We start from the raw sequence: 14,430 nt of genomic DNA, 5'->3' as shown, positions 1-14,430 counted from the left end.
GAGCCGCTCGCGCAGGCGCGCGATCAGCGCGTCCTGCCGCGGCGGCTCGTGGTGGGTTTCCCGAGCGGGGATCACGAAGGCAACGCAGCGTGCGTTTCCCTTCAGATCGACCGCGACGACCTGGGCGTCGGCCACGCCAGCGCACGATTTGAGTTCGTCCTCGATCTCGCCGGGCGCAACCAGGAAGCCGCCGAGCCGCATGGCGTCGCCCGCGCGGGTTTCGTAGACGAAGGAGCCGTCGCCGCGCAGCTGGCCGATATCGCCGGTGCGGAAGAAGCCGTCCGCGGTGAAGGCGTCGCGCGTCGCGTCGGGATTGTTGTAGTAGCCGAGAAAGAGTGACGGCGCACGGATCTCGATCTCGCCGGAGACGCCGCGAGGGGCGAGTTCGCCGGTCTCGGTGTCGCGCACCCGGACCTTGGCCTCCGGCGACATCGGCCAGCCGCCGCCCTCAATGCGATCGGCGAAGCCATCACTCGAGCGTGCGATCGAGAACAGCGCCTGCACCTCGCTCGAACCATAGAGGCCGTGCAACGGCATGCCGCGCGCTTCGGCCTCCGCCGCAAGCTCGCGCCAGCCGGGCTGGAACGCGGCAAAGCCGCATGCCTCGACATGCGGAAATGGATGCGGCGCGTCGGTGAGGGCCAGGATGCGGCGGAACATCTCGTCGGAACCAAAGGCGTGCGTGATCCCGCACTTGCGGAGAATCTTCAGCGCCGGCGCGGCCTCGAAGGCGTCGAGCGCATGGACGGCCGCGCCCGCTGCGACGAAGCCGAGCAAGCTCGTCATGCCAAAAGTGCCGCAGAACGGCAGCATCGCCAGCAGCGCATGGCGCTGCGGCGAGAGTTTGAGCGCCTTGGCAACGGCGGCGGCGTGCGTGGCCAATGTTCGCTGTGAATGCGCGACAAGCTTCGGTCCCTTGGTGGTGCCCGACGTCGTGTAGAGCAGCAGAGGCAGATCGACGTCCTCCTCCTCCGGCGTAGCCGGCGGATAAGGCTTGTCGAAGGCGTCGAAACGTACGCATGGCCATTGGGCGGGAATCTCATCCGCGCCGACCACCGCGAGTTCTCGCAGCGCGGGCACCTCGTCCTTGGCGACGTCGGCGAGAATAGCGGCAAAGTCGATCGAGCGGAACGCGGCTTCGATCACCATCACACGGGCGCCGGACAGCTTCAGGAGATGCGCGACCTCCGCGCTGCGGTAGCGTGTATTGACGGCGGCGACGATTGCCCCACGCCGGGCGGCGGCGAACAGCAGTGCGATCCATTCGATCCGGTTGACCAGCCAGACCGCGACGACGTCGCCCTTGCCGATACCGCGCGCGGCAAGCCAGGCGGCGGTCTGCTCGATCTTTTCCGAGAACTCCGCGCGCGAGACCGGCGTGCCGTCGAACACGAAGGCGGGATCGGCGGCGGCCTCGGCCCGGATCAGCGATTGCAGCGAAAATTCGTTGGCGCCCATGGCAATCGAACTAACCCGATCGCGCGCACCTGTCTACTTGGTGCCGAACATCCGGTCGCCGGCGTCGCCCAGCCCCGGCACGATATAGCCGTGGTCGTTGAGCCGCTCGTCGATCGCGGCGGTCCAGACCGGCACGTCCGGATGCTCGCTCTGGAACTGCGCGATGCCCTCAGGCGCCGCCAGAAGGCAGACGAAGCGGATGTCGCGGGCGCCGCGCGCCTTCAGCAGCGAGGCGCCGGCGCAGGCCGAGTTGCCGGTCGCCAGCATCGGATCCATCAGGATCACGGTGCGGTCCGACAGGTCCTGCGGCGCCTTGAAGTAATACTCCACGGCCTGCAACGTATCAGGATCGCGGTAGAGCCCGATATGAGCGATGCGCGCCGAGGGCATCAACGCCAGCATGCCGTCGAGGAAGCCGACGCCGGCGCGCAGGATCGGCGCCAGCGTGAGCTTCTTGCCGGCGATCTTGGGCGCCCGCATCGGCGCAATCGGCGTCTCGATCTCGACCAGCTCCAGCGGCAGGTCGCGCGTCACCTCGTAGCCGAGCAGCATCCCGATCTCGTTCAGGATTTCGCGAAAGCTCTTGGTCGAGCGGTCCTTCTCCCGCATCAGGGAGAGCTTGTGCTGGACCAGGGGATGGGCGACCACGTTGACGTTGCTGATGCTCATGAAACCGATCTACACGGTTCCGTGAAACTGCGCCAGATCGGCCGAGTGTTTTTGGTGCGGGAGACGTGCCTTCAGCCGGGCGTCGCGACCGCGCTGCGGAGCCGGTTGCTCGCCCCGTAGGCAGCCATGGTCAATTCGCGGTCGATGGGCGTGACGGTTTATGCTCCGAGCCCGCGCGCCACGAGTGTGATGACGGGCGTCAGGACCGCGCCCACTAGCCGATATTTTCGCAGCCTACCGGCCTCGTAGAGCGAGTCAGGCGCGGGGCGAACAGTGGGAACGCTCGGACGCGAAACTTCCAGGGCCAATGCCCGAACCTCGATGAAAGCCGACAGCAGTGCGAGCGCGAGATCGGAGTGGCGCGCCTCGACCGCGGCGTCGAGCCAGTCCGGCAATTCGCGCTCGCGCGAGAGAGCGCAATGCCATTCACCCTCGTCATAGGCGATGCGGCGGACTTGCCAGAGCGGCAGCTTCAGCTCCATCAGCGCCAGCGCGGCATCGGCCCAGGCTTCTGCTTCGATCAGGCGCGTGACGCGCGCGGTGGGCTCGATCTGTCCGAGCGAAGGGAAGTGCCGACACGCCTTGTCGATGATCTCGAGCATCAACGGTTGCGTCATCACCTGCGCATTGCGCAAGCGGTTGCCAAGTGACGGTGGATCGTAGTGTCGGAGAGCGGCGGTGGTCATGTCAGGCCTCCTGGAGGTGGCGTCGGTCAGTCGGCCGGCCTCTCCAAGATGGCCAAAACGGCATTTGAAAACGAGATGGGGGCGGGGCGGGAGATATAGGGATTTCATAAGTGCGGGATGGGGGCGGTCGCGCGCCATTCTCCGCCTTCGCCGGGACGACGATGTGATGTGCCTCGCGAGCGTTGTCCGACCAGGCCAGCCTCGGCCTTTTATGAGATTCCTATAACTTCGCCACGGCCCTCGTCTCGAAAACCTATGCCTGGGGTGGCACTTCAGCACGGTCAAAGGTCCCGGTGGGCGCGGTGGAAATGCACTGGCATTTCCTTTCACGCGCCGACCGGGTCTCCCGAGAAACGGTTGCGTCCAAATCAATGGCGCAACGAGGAGTATCTCCATGATGGACATTCTGATGCTGGCGCTGAGCTTCGGCTTCTTCGCCCTTGCGATTGGCTACACCTACGCCTGCGAACGGCTTTGAAGGAGCGGCCATGATCTTCGATTATTCGCTCGCCGGCGCCGTTTCGCTCGGCCTCCTGTTCTACCTCACTTACGCGCTGCTGCGGCCCGAGCGGTTCTGACCGTGCTCACGAAGCCTGAAGGGTTGATATCATGACTATGATCGGTTGGCTCCAGATCATTCTCTTTTGCGTCATTACCGTCGCGCTCACAAAACCGCTCGGCTGGTACATGACGCGCGTGTTCAACGGCGAGCGGACCTTCCTGTCTCCGGTGCTGCGTCCGATCGAGGCCGGCATCTACCGGTTCTCCGGCGTCGACGAGAAGCGCGAGCAGCATTGGCTGACCTATACGGTCGCCATGCTGTTCTTCCATGTCGGCGGCTTCCTCATCATCTACGGCGTGATGCGGTTGCAGGCCGTCCTGCCGTTCAATCCGGCCGGCCAAAGCGCTGTCGCCGCGGATCTCTCCTTCAACACCGCGATCTCCTTCATCACCAACACCAACTGGCAGAACTACGGCGGTGAGAGCACGATCTCCTATCTCGTGCAGATGCTCGGCCTGACACACCAGAACTTCCTCTCGGCGGCAACCGGCATCGCGCTGGCGGTGGCGCTGATCCGCGGCTTCTCGCGTGCGTCGGCACGCACCGTCGGGAGTTTCTGGGTCGATGTCACCCGCTGCACATTGTACGTCCTGCTGCCGATCTGCATCGTCTACACGCTGTTCCTGGTCTGGCAGGGCATGCCGCAGACGCTCGGCGACTATGTCGAGGCGACCACCCTCGAGGGTGCCAAGCAGACAATTGCCGTGGGCCCGGTCGCCTCGCAGGTCGCGATCAAGATGCTCGGGACCAATGGCGGTGGCTTCTTCAACGCCAACGCGGCGCATCCGTTCGAGAATCCGACTGCGCTGTCGAACTTCATTCAGATGCTGTCGATCTTCGTGCTGGGTGCGGCGCTGACCAACGTGTTCGGTCGCATGGTCGGCAACCAGCGCCAGGGCTGGGCGATCCTCGCGGTGATGGGCGTGCTGTTCCTCGCCGGTGTCGCCATCACCTATTGGGCGGAAGCCAGCGGCACCTTGACCATGCACGCGCTCGGCCTGACCGGCGGCAACATGGAAGGCAAGGAGGTCCGCTTCGGCATCGTCGCGTCCTCGCTATTCGCCGTGATCACGACGGCCGCCTCCTGCGGCGCGGTCAACGCCATGCATGACAGCTTCACCGCACTCGGCGGCATGATTCCGCTGATCAACATCGAGCTCGGCGAGATTATTGTCGGCGGAGTCGGCGCCGGCATGTACGGCATGCTGCTGTTCGTCATCCTCGCGATCTTCGTCGCGGGCCTGATGGTCGGTCGCACGCCGGAATATGTCGGCAAGAAGATCGAGGCGCGCGAGGTCAAGATGGCGATGCTCGCGATCCTGGTGCTGCCGCTGATGATCCTCGGCTGGACGGCGGTCGGTGTGGCCTATCCGGCGGCGGCCGCCTCGATGGCGAATGCCGGACCGCACGGCTTCACCGAGGTGCTCTACGCCTTCACCTCGGCGACCGGCAACAACGGCTCGGCCTTCGCTGGCCTCATCGGCAACACCTTCTTCTACAACCTCACGCTTGCAAGCGCGATGTTCGTCGGCCGCTTCTTCATGATCATCCCGGCGATGGCGATTGCGGGGTCGTTGGCCGCCAAGAAATCGATCCCGCCGTCCGCGGGCACCCTCCCGACGACTGGCGGACTGTTCGTCGGCCTCGTCGTCGGCGTGATCCTGATCATCGGCGGCCTCACCTTCTTCCCGGCCCTCGCCCTCGGCCCCATCGTCGAGCATCTCGCGATGAACGCCGGCCAGGTGTTCTGAACGACTAGTGTTCTGATCGACCGCCTTCTGATTGTTTGGAGTGACCTCCATGGATACCACGAAACGGCAAAAACGCGCGTCCGTCTCGGCGATGCTCGATCCCAAGATCGTCGTGCCTGCGATCCGCGCGTCCTTCATCAAGCTCGATCCGCGCTTGATGATCAAGAATCCGGTGATGTTTGTGGTCGAGATCGTGGCCGCGCTCACCACTGTGATCTTCCTGCGCGATCTCCTCACCGCCGGTGAGAATCTCGGCTTCACCTTCCAGATCATCGTCTGGCTCTGGTTCACGGTGCTGTTTGCCAACTTCGCCGAAGCGGTAGCAGAAGGCCGCGGCAAGGCGCAGGCGGAATCGCTGCGCAAGACCCGCACCGAGAGCCAGGCCAAGTTACTGACCGGCTCTGACCGCACCTTCAAGTTGGTGCCGGGCACCAGCCTCAAGGTCGGAGACATCGTGCTGGTCGAGGCCGGCGATACCATTCCCTCCGATGGCGAGGTGATCGAGGGCGTCGCGTCCGTCAACGAGGCCGCCATCACCGGCGAGTCCGCACCCGTGATCCGCGAATCCGGTGGCGACCGTTCGGCGGTGACCGGCGGCACCCAGGTGCTGTCCGACTGGTTTCGCGTGCGGATCACGGCAGCGCAGGGCTCGACCTTCATCGACCGTATGATCAAGCTGGTCGAGGGCGCCGAGCGGGCGAAGACTCCGAACGAGATCGCGCTCAACATCCTGCTGGCGGGCCTCACCATCATCTTCGTGTTCGCCACCGTCACCATCCCGAGCTACGCGGCCTATGCCGGCGGCTCGATCTCGGTGGTTGTGCTGGTCGCGCTGTTCGTGACGCTGATCCCGACCACGATCGGCGCACTGCTGTCGGCGATCGGCATCGCCGGCATGGACCGTCTGGTCCGCTTCAACGTGCTGGCGATGTCCGGCCGTGCGGTCGAGGCCGCCGGAGACGTCGACACGCTACTGCTCGACAAGACCGGAACGATCACGCTCGGCAACCGCCAGGCGACCTCCTTTCGCCCGGTGCGCGGGGTCACCGAGCAGGAGCTGGCGGACGCGGCCCAGCTCGCCTCGCTCGCCGACGAGACCCCGGAGGGCCGTTCGATCGTGGTGCTGGCCAAGGAAAAATACAGTATCCGTGGCCGCGACATGGCCGAGTTGGGAGCCACCTTCATCCCGTTCACGGCGCTGACCCGCATGAGCGGCGTCGACGCCGGCGGCTCGTCGGTGCGCAAGGGCGCGGTCGATGCGATCCTCAACTATGTCGGTGGCGGTGGACCGCTGGTGGTCGCCTCCGGCAACACGGCTCGTTCCATCCAGCCCGCCGGGCTCTCGGACATCGGCCGCGAGATTCAGACCATCGCCGACGACATATCGAAGGCCGGCGGCACGCCGCTGGCGGTCGCCCGGGACGGCAAGCTGCTCGGCATCATCCAGCTCAAGGACATCGTCAAGGGCGGTATCCGCGAGCGCTTTGCCGAGCTGCGACGCATGGGCATCCGCACCGTCATGATTACCGGCGACAATCCCATGACGGCGGCCGCGATTGCAGCGGAAGCCGGCGTCGACGACTTCCTGGCGCAGGCAACTCCCGAGGACAAGCTCAAGCTGATCCGCGACGAGCAGGCCAAGGGTAAGTTGGTGGCGATGTGCGGCGACGGCACCAACGATGCGCCGGCGCTCGCGCAGGCAGATGTCGGTGTCGCCATGAACACGGGCACCCAGGCGGCTCGCGAGGCCGGCAACATGGTCGACCTCGACTCCAATCCGACCAAGCTGATCGAGGTGGTCGAGATCGGCAAGCAGCTCCTGATGACGCGCGGCGCGCTGACTACATTCTCGATCGCCAACGACGTCGCGAAATATTTCGCGATAATCCCGGCGATGTTCCTGGCGTTCTACCCCCAGCTCAATGTGCTCAACATCATGAATCTGTCGAGCCCGCAGAGCGCCATCCTGTCGGCGATCATCTTCAACGCGCTTGTTATCATCGCGCTGATCCCGCTGGCGCTGAAGGGCGTCGCCTATCGCGCGGTCGGGGCCGGCGCACTGCTCCGGCGCAACCTGCTGATCTACGGCCTCGGCGGAATCGTCATTCCCTTCATCGGCATCAAGGCGATCGACCTCGTGGTGACCGCTTTGCATTTGGCCTAACCCCGTCATTGCGAGCGAAGCGAAGCAATCCAGAATTCTTGCCGCGGCTGAGAGACTGGATTGCTTCGTCGCTTCGCCCCTCGCAATGACGAAAGAAATAGGAGAAACACATGCTCAGAGAAATCCGCCCCGCCATCGTCCTGCTGCTGGTGCTCACCGCCATCACTGGCTTAGCCTATCCGCTCGCGATGACCGCTATTGCCGGCGCGATCTTCCCCGCGCAGGCGCAGGGCAGCCTGATCGAGCGCGACGGCAAGGTGGTCGGCTCCGCCCTGATCGGGCAGGAGTTCAAGGACGACAAATATTTCCACGGCCGTCCCTCGGCGACGGTGGCGCCGAATCCGAACGATTCGACCAAGACGGTACCGGCGCCCTACAACGCCGCGAATTCGGGTGGCTCAAATCTCGGCCCGACCAGCAAGGCGCTGGCCGACCGGCTGCAGGAAGACGTGGACAAGCTCAGGGGCGAGAATCCGAATGCCGCCGTGCCGGTCGACCTCGTGACGACCTCAGCCAGTGGCCTCGATCCGGATATCTCGCCGGAAGCGGCGCAATTCCAGGTGCCGCGCGTCGCGAAGGCGCGAAACGTGCCGGAGGATCAGGTCAAGCAACTGGTGGCTTCCAACACCCAGGGCCGCCTGCTCGGCCTGATCGGCGAGCCCCGGGTCAACGTGCTGACTCTGAATCTCGCGCTCGATCGTGCCACGAAGTAGTCTAGGCTAGGTCCGCGCGGATGATTATATTGATCTGATGGTCCGAGAGCGCCGCGATCCCGAACAACGTCCTTCGCCCGAGGCGCTGCTGGAGGCCGCGCGCCGGGAGGAGGGCGTGAGCGGCAAGCTGAAAATCTTCGTCGGCGCCGCTCCCGGCGTCGGCAAGACCTACGAGATGCTGCAAAGCGCCCACGCCAAGCGCAAGGCCGGCATCGACCTCGTGGTCGGCTTCGTCGAGACCCATGGCCGGGCCGAGACAGAGGCGCTGGTGCGTGGGCTGGAAGTGATCCCGCGCAAGAAGCTCGACTACCGCGGCCAGATTGTCGAAGAAATGGATCTCGACGCCGTGATCGCGCGCCGGCCGAAAATCGCGCTGGTCGACGAGCTCGCCCACACCAATGCTCCCCTTTGCCGCCATCCAAAACGCCATCTCGATGTCGAGGAGCTGCTGTCCCACGGCATCGACGTCTGCACCGCCGTCAATATCCAGCACATCGAGAGCCTGAACGACGTTGTCGCGCAGATCACCCATGTGCGGGTGCGCGAGACCGTGCCGGATTCGGTGTTCGACCGCGCAGACGCCATCGAGCTGATCGACCTCACGCCCGACGACCTGATCCAGCGCCTGAAGGAAGGCAAGGTCTATGTCCCCAGGCAGGCCGAGCGGGCGCTGGAGCATTATTTCTCGCCGGGCAACCTGACCGCGCTGCGTGAACTCGCGCTGCGGCGCACGGCCGAACGGGTCGACGAGCAGCTACTCAGCCACATGCAGGCGAACGCGATCGCCGGTCCCTGGGCCGCAGGCGAGCGCATCCTCGTCTGCATCAGCGAAGATCCGCGCGCGGCCAGCCTCGTGCGTTACACCAAGCGGCTGGCCGACCGGCTGCACGCGCCGTTTATCGCGGTGTCGATCGAGACGCGGCGGTCCCTGCAAATGTCCGATGAGGAGCGCGACCGGCTCGCCGATACGCTGCGGCTCGCGGAATCGCTCGGCGGCGAGGCACTGACGATTCCGGGCGTCGGCCGCCGCCTCGCCGACGACGTGGTCAACTTCGCGCAGGGCAACAACGTCACCCAGATCGTGATCGGAAAGTCCACGCGCTCGCTCTGGTTCGAGATGACGCGCGGCTCCGTCGTGCACGATCTGGTGCGCCGCGCCGGTAACATCAGCGTGCATGTCATCCCTGGCGACGAATTCACGAACGAGCCGCCGCCGAAGACGGCGGTACAGACCGCAACGCGATCGGACCCGTTCGATGGGCGGCCCTATCTGAAGGCGGTCGGGATCACCGCGCTTGGCCTCGCTGCCGCCGTGGCGATCAAGCCGTATTTCGGCATTGAGAACGTCGACCTGATGTTTCTGACCGCCGTGGTGACGGTTGCCGTGCGCTACGGATTGTGGCCGTCGTTGCTTGCGAGTGTCGCGGCGTCCCTCGCCTACAATTTCTTCTTCCTGCCGCCGGTCTATACCTTCACCATTACCGATCCGACCAATGTCGCGGCGTTCTTTTTCTTCATGCTGATTGCGTTCGTGGTGTCGAATGTGGCGGGGCGGGTCCGCACCCAGGCTGATGCTGCGATCGGCCGCATCCGGACCACCGAGCAGCTCTATGCTTTCAGCCGCAAGCTCGCCGGCACCGGCACGCTCGACGACGTGCTGTGGGCGACCGCCTACCAGATCGCGCTGATGCTGAAAGTCCGCGTGGTGCTGCTGTTGCCGGACGAAGGGCTGCTCACGGTGAAGTCGGGCTATCCGCCCGAGGACGATCTCGATCAGGCCGACCTTGCGGCCGCCAACTGGGCCTGGAGCAATGACCGGCCTGCAGGCCGCGGCTCGGACACGCTGCCTGGTGCAAAACGGCTATTCCTGCCGATGCGCACCGGGCGCGGCCCGATCGGGGTCATCGGAATCGACAACGACCGCACCGGTCCCTTGCTGACGCCGGACCAGCGCCGGCTGCTCGACGCGCTGGTCGACCAGGGCGCGCTGGCGATCGAACGCGTGCTGCTGGTCGAGGACGTCGATCGCGTCAAGCGCTCCGTCGAATCCGAGCGGCTGCGTTCCGCATTGTTGACCTCGATTTCACACGACCTGAAGACGCCGCTCGCATCCGTGCTGGGTGCGGCCTCGACCATGCGCGATCTCGCCAGCGCGCTCTCCGACACCGAGAATCGCGACCTGCTCGCGACGGTCATCGACGAATCCGAACGGCTCAACCGCTTCATCGCCAATCTGCTCGACATGACCAAGCTCGAATCCGGCGCCATCGTGCCCAACGCTGCGTTGCACGATCTCGGAGAGATCGTCGGCAGCGCGCTCCGGCGGGCAGCCAAGATCCTCACCGCCCACAAGGTGGAGCTGGAGTTGGCCGCAGACCTTCCTATGCTCCAGCTCGATGCGGTGCTGTTCGAGCAGGTGCTGTTCAACCTGCTCGACAACGCCGCCAAATATTCGCAGCCCCACGCGACGGTCTCGATCCGCAGCCGGCGCGACAGCGATCATGTGGTGCTCCAGATTGCCGACGAGGGCGACGGCATTCCGTCTGAGGAGCTCGAGAGGGTGTTCGACAAGTTTTATCGCGTGCAGAAGGGCGACCATGTCCGTCCCGGCACCGGGCTCGGGCTCGCCATCTCCCGCGGCTTCGTCGAGGCGATGCGTGGCACGATCTCGGCGGCGAATCGCAGCGACCGGAGCGGCGCGGTTCTGACCATCCGTCTGCCCATTCCCGCCCGGACCCGTGCATTGGATACCGCCGCATGAGCGCCGCCCCGATCAAAGTGCTGGTCATCGACGACGAGCCGCCGATCCGCAAATTGCTGCGGATGGGGCTCTCGACGCAAGGCTATGAGATCCTGGAGGCGTCGAACGGCAAGACCGCGCTGGAGAAGCTCAGCGAGGATCCCGCGCTGATCATCCTCGATCTCGGCCTGCCCGACATCCAGGGCCATGAGCTGTTGCGTACCATCCGCGCCCGCAACGAAGCTGTGCCGATCGTGGTGCTGTCGAGCCGTGGCGATGAGGCCGGCAAGGTGCAGGCGCTGGATCTGGGTGCCGACGATTACCTGACGAAGCCGTTCGGCATGGACGAGCTGCTGGCGCGCCTGCGCGCCGCGCTGCGCCACCAGCTTCAGATCCAGGGCGAACGGCCGGTGTTTCGTGCCGGCGATCTCTCGGTCGATCTGGTGCGCCGGGTCGTCAGGGTCGGCGAGCGCGACGTCAAACTGTCGCCGAAGGAATATGACCTCCTGCGTGTGCTGGTGCAGCACGCCGGCAAGGTGCTCACCCACCGCTTCCTGCTGAGGGAGTTATGGGACGAGCTGACCGACGCGCAATATCTCCGCGTCTATGTCCGCCAGCTCCGGCAAAAGATCGAAGCGGATCCGGAACGGCCGCAACATGTGCTGACGGAGACGGGGATCGGCTATCGGCTGAAGGCGGGGGATTGACGCTGCATCCCTCATCCTGAGGAGCGCGGAACGCGCGTCTCGAAGGATGAAGGTCCCGACTGTTGCAGCGAGGCCTGCATGGTTCGAGACGGCGCTTCGCGCCTCCTCACCATGAGGGAAGAGAGTGAGGTGCGCGGTGGAGAGCTAACCCGCCTTCCTCTGCCGCGCTGTCGACCGATGCGTCTTCTTCGCGGCGCCCGTTCGCCCCGACGCCCGGCGCGCATGGGACTTCGCCGCCGTCTTCTTCCCGCCGCGTCCCTTCAAGCTCTGCTTCAGCGCATCCATCAGGCTGACCACATTGCTCGGCTTCTCCTCGGGCTCCGGCAGTTCGATTGTCTTGCCGCTGGCCTTGCGCTTCACCAGGGCCTTCAGCGCGGTCTCGTAGTCGTCCTTGAACTTGCTGGGATCGAAATGGGAGGTCTTGGTCTGGAGGATATGGCCGGCGAGCTCAACCATGTCCTTGGTGATCTTCGGGCTCTTGATGTCGTCGAAGAACTGGTCCTCGTCGCGCAGTTCGTAGGGGAAGCGCAGCGTGGTGCCGAGCAGGCCCTTGCCGAGCGGCTCGATCGCGATGATGTGCTCGCGATTGGTGAGCACGATCTTGGCGAGCGCGACGCGATCCTGGTCCTTCATGGCGTCGCGGATCACGGCAAAAGCATCGACCGCGGCCTTGCCGTCGGGCGCGATGTAGTAGGGGTGGTTGAGATAGCGCTGGTCGATCTCGTCGCTCGGCACAAAGCTCTCGATGTCGATGGTGTGGTTGCTCTCGATCTGGACCGCTTCGAGCTCCTCCGGCTCGATCTCGACATATTTGCCCTTGCGCAGCTCGTAGCCGCGCCCCTTCTGGTCGCTCTCGACGACGTCGCCGGTCTCGGCGTCGATCATCTGCTGCTTCAACCGATTGCCGGTCTCCCGGTTGATCATGTGAAACCGCGTCTTCTCGGCCGCGGTGGTCGCCGGATAAAGCACAACGGGGCAACTGACCAGCGAGAGCTTCAACGTTCCCTTCCAATAGGCGCGCGGTGCCATTCCGTTCTCCAGCGTCTGCGAGTCATTTTGGAACCCCAACCGTCCCGCGGGGTTTTGGTTCCGGGTGGGATGCGGGCCGTGATGGGCTTCACGCCAAAGAGAATCCGGGACCAGTCGTGCTGCAAAAGCTCTCCAAGTATCGACAGAAACGTGATTTCGAGAAGACGCCCGAGCCATCGGGCAAGACCGCGGTGGCGCCGTCGAAGCAGCGCCGCTTCGTGATTCAGAAGCATGACGCTTCGCGGCTGCACTACGATCTGCGGCTCGAGTTCGATGGCGTCTTCAAGTCCTGGGCGGTGACAAAAGGGCCCTCGCTCGATCCGCACGACAAGCGGCTGGCCGTCGAGGTCGAGGACCATCCGCTCGACTATGGCGACTTCGAAGGCACGATTCCGGAAGGCCAGTACGGCGGCGGCACGGTCATGCTGTGGGATCGCGGCACCTGGGAATCCGATGATCCCGAACGCGGTTTCAAGAAGGGCGATCTGAAGTTCACGCTGCACGGCGAGAAGCTGCACGGCAGCTGGGTCCTGGTGCGCATGCGCAACGACCGCACCGGCGGCAAACGGACCAATTGGCTCCTGATCAAGCATCGCGACGAATATGTTCGCGAGGGCGCAGACAACGACATTCTCGAGGAGGACAAATCGGTCGCCTCCGGCCGCGCGATGGATCAGATCGCCGAAGGCAAGGGCCGTGCGCCAAAACCGTTCATGCTGGCGAAGGGCACCAAGGCCAAGGCCGACGCGGTCTGGCAGTCCAACCGGGCGGACGAGGCGAAAGAGCGCACGGTCAAGCCGGCGCCCCGCGCGGCGTTGAAAACCGGCAAAACAGTCAAGAAGAAAGCGACGACCGCGACGACCGCGAACAAGGCGGCGGAGATGCCGGATTTCGTGGCGCCGCAGCTCTGTACGTCGGTCGAGCGCCCGCCGGGCGGCGACGGCTGGTGCCACGAGATCAAGTTCGACGGCTACCGCGTGCAGCTGCGGGTCGAGGGCGGCAAGGCGACGTTGAAGACGCGCAAAGGCCTCGACTGGACCGAAAAATTCGCAACTATCGCGAAGGAGGCGGGCGCGCTGCCGGATATGATGGTCGACGGCGAGATCGTCGCGCTCGACCACAACGGAGCACCCAATTTTTCGTCGCTCCAGGCGGCGCTGTCGGACGGCAAGACCGAGGAGCTCATCTTCTTTGCGTTCGACCTGCTGTTTGCGGAAGGCCTCGATTATCGCCGGCTGCCGCTCGGCGAGCGCAAGGCGCGGTTGAAGGAGCTGCTGGAAGCGCGTAAGCGCAAATCGAGCCAGATTCGCTATGTCGAGCATTTCGAAAGCGGCGGCGACGCCGTGCTGCAATCCGCCTGCAAGCTCGAGCTCGAGGGCGTGGTGTCGAAGAAGCTGGACGCGCCCTATCGTTCGGGGCGGACAGAAAGCTGGACCAAAGCAAAATGCCGCGCCGGCCATGAGGTCGTGATCGGCGGTTACAAGACCACCAATGGCAAATTCCGTTCGCTGATGGCCGGCGTGCACCGCGGTGATCATCTCGCCTTCGTCGGCATGGTCGGCACCGGCTTCGGCGCGGACAAGGTCAAGCGCATCATGCCGTCCTTGAAGGCTATGGAGGCGAAGCAAAGCCCCTTCGGCGGCAAGAACGCACCGAAAAAGACGCGCGAGGTGCACTGGCTGAAGCCGGAGCTCGTGGCGGAGATCGAGTTCGCCGGCTTCACTGCCGACGGCAATATCCGCCAGGCCGCCTTCAAGGGTCTGCGGCAGGACAAGCCGGCGGAGGAGGTCGAGGCCGAGACACCGGTCGATACCGAGCTTGCCGAGCCCTCGACGAAGCAGCGCGCGAAGCCGCGCGCGCAAGCGAAGACCGGTGCACGAACAGCGCAAGCCGGCACTGCCGAAGTGATGGGTGTCGTGCTCTCGAAGCCGGACAAGGCGCTGTGGCCGGA

10 protein-coding genes and 1 pseudogene are annotated in these 14,430 nt (G+C 64.8%); 7 read left to right on the top strand and 4 right to left on the bottom strand.

Annotation, left to right across the window (positions count from 1 at the left end; translation table 11 throughout):
- From IVB32_RS18355 to IVB32_RS18345, 3 genes and pseudogenes are all read right to left on the bottom strand, one after another.
- Positions 1–1,458: AMP-binding protein (locus tag IVB32_RS18355; RefSeq protein ID WP_247410883.1), on the bottom strand; the 1,458-nt coding region annotated here is incomplete at its 3' end.
- Between the two features lie 33 nt (positions 1,459–1,491).
- Positions 1,492–2,127 (bottom strand): uracil phosphoribosyltransferase, encoded by a 636-nt coding sequence (gene upp / locus IVB32_RS18350; RefSeq protein ID WP_018454040.1) that lies wholly within the window; start codon positions 2,125–2,127, stop codon positions 1,492–1,494.
- Between the two features lie 214 nt (positions 2,128–2,341).
- Positions 2,342–2,813, bottom strand: a pseudogene (locus IVB32_RS18345) (hypothetical protein).
- A gap of 488 nt (positions 2,814–3,301) precedes the next feature.
- On the opposite strand from IVB32_RS18345, the gene IVB32_RS18340 reads away from it, so the two are divergent.
- From IVB32_RS18340 to IVB32_RS18315, 6 genes are all read left to right on the top strand, one after another.
- Entirely contained in the window at positions 3,302–3,391 is a 90-nt protein-coding gene (locus tag IVB32_RS18340; protein ID WP_018454042.1) for a K(+)-transporting ATPase subunit F, read from the top strand.
- 31 nt (positions 3,392–3,422) lie between these two features.
- Entirely contained in the window at positions 3,423–5,126 is a 1,704-nt protein-coding gene (gene kdpA, locus IVB32_RS18335) for a potassium-transporting ATPase subunit KdpA (protein WP_247370157.1), read from the top strand.
- 49 nt (positions 5,127–5,175) lie between these two features.
- Positions 5,176–7,290 (top strand): potassium-transporting ATPase subunit KdpB, encoded by a 2,115-nt coding sequence (gene kdpB, locus IVB32_RS18330; RefSeq protein WP_247370159.1) that lies wholly within the window; start codon positions 5,176–5,178, stop codon positions 7,288–7,290.
- Between the two features lie 110 nt (positions 7,291–7,400).
- Complete coding sequence (locus IVB32_RS18325) at positions 7,401–8,003, top strand: K(+)-transporting ATPase subunit C (protein ID WP_018454045.1); 603 nt, start codon at positions 7,401–7,403, stop codon at positions 8,001–8,003.
- A 37-nt stretch (positions 8,004–8,040) separates the two neighbouring features.
- Positions 8,041–10,764 (top strand): sensor histidine kinase KdpD, encoded by a 2,724-nt coding sequence (locus IVB32_RS18320; RefSeq protein ID WP_247370161.1) that lies wholly within the window; start codon positions 8,041–8,043, stop codon positions 10,762–10,764.
- Entirely contained in the window at positions 10,761–11,450 is a 690-nt protein-coding gene (locus tag IVB32_RS18315) for a response regulator transcription factor (RefSeq protein WP_018454047.1), read from the top strand. The genes IVB32_RS18320 and IVB32_RS18315 overlap by 4 nt, the downstream gene beginning before the upstream one ends.
- Before the next feature lie 144 nt (positions 11,451–11,594).
- Here IVB32_RS18315 and IVB32_RS18310 read toward each other — a convergent pair whose 3' ends face one another.
- Entirely contained in the window at positions 11,595–12,479 is an 885-nt protein-coding gene (locus IVB32_RS18310) for a Ku protein (RefSeq protein ID WP_018454048.1), read from the bottom strand.
- Between the two features lie 116 nt (positions 12,480–12,595).
- Between IVB32_RS18310 and ligD the strand changes: the two genes are divergently transcribed.
- A partial coding sequence (gene ligD, locus IVB32_RS18305; RefSeq protein ID WP_247410879.1) for a DNA ligase D occupies positions 12,596–14,430 on the top strand: 1,835 nt, incomplete at its 3' end.

Origin of the sequence: Bradyrhizobium sp. 23, assembly GCF_023073295.1 — a bacterium.
In the GTDB taxonomy this organism is placed as follows: Bacteria; Pseudomonadota; Alphaproteobacteria; order Rhizobiales; family Xanthobacteraceae; genus Bradyrhizobium; species Bradyrhizobium canariense_D.
This window is presented reverse-complemented; position numbering and strand designations above follow the sequence as displayed.

Bases quoted from the DNA above. Each gene is read 5' to 3' on its own strand.
- kdpA (WP_247370157.1), top strand. From the start codon at position 3,423: ATGACTATGATCGGTTGGCTCCAGATCATTCTCTTTTGCGTCATTACC.
- kdpB (WP_247370159.1), top strand. From the start codon at position 5,176: ATGGATACCACGAAACGGCAAAAACGCGCGTCCGTCTCGGCGATGCTC.
- upp (WP_018454040.1), bottom strand. From the start codon at position 2,127: ATGAGCATCAGCAACGTCAACGTGGTCGCCCATCCCCTGGTCCAGCAC.
- IVB32_RS18320 (WP_247370161.1), top strand. From the start codon at position 8,041: ATGGTCCGAGAGCGCCGCGATCCCGAACAACGTCCTTCGCCCGAGGCG.
- IVB32_RS18340 (WP_018454042.1), top strand. From the start codon at position 3,302: ATGATCTTCGATTATTCGCTCGCCGGCGCCGTTTCGCTCGGCCTCCTG.
- IVB32_RS18325 (WP_018454045.1), top strand. From the start codon at position 7,401: ATGCTCAGAGAAATCCGCCCCGCCATCGTCCTGCTGCTGGTGCTCACC.
- IVB32_RS18315 (WP_018454047.1), top strand. From the start codon at position 10,761: ATGAGCGCCGCCCCGATCAAAGTGCTGGTCATCGACGACGAGCCGCCG.
- IVB32_RS18310 (WP_018454048.1), bottom strand. From the start codon at position 12,479: ATGGCACCGCGCGCCTATTGGAAGGGAACGTTGAAGCTCTCGCTGGTC.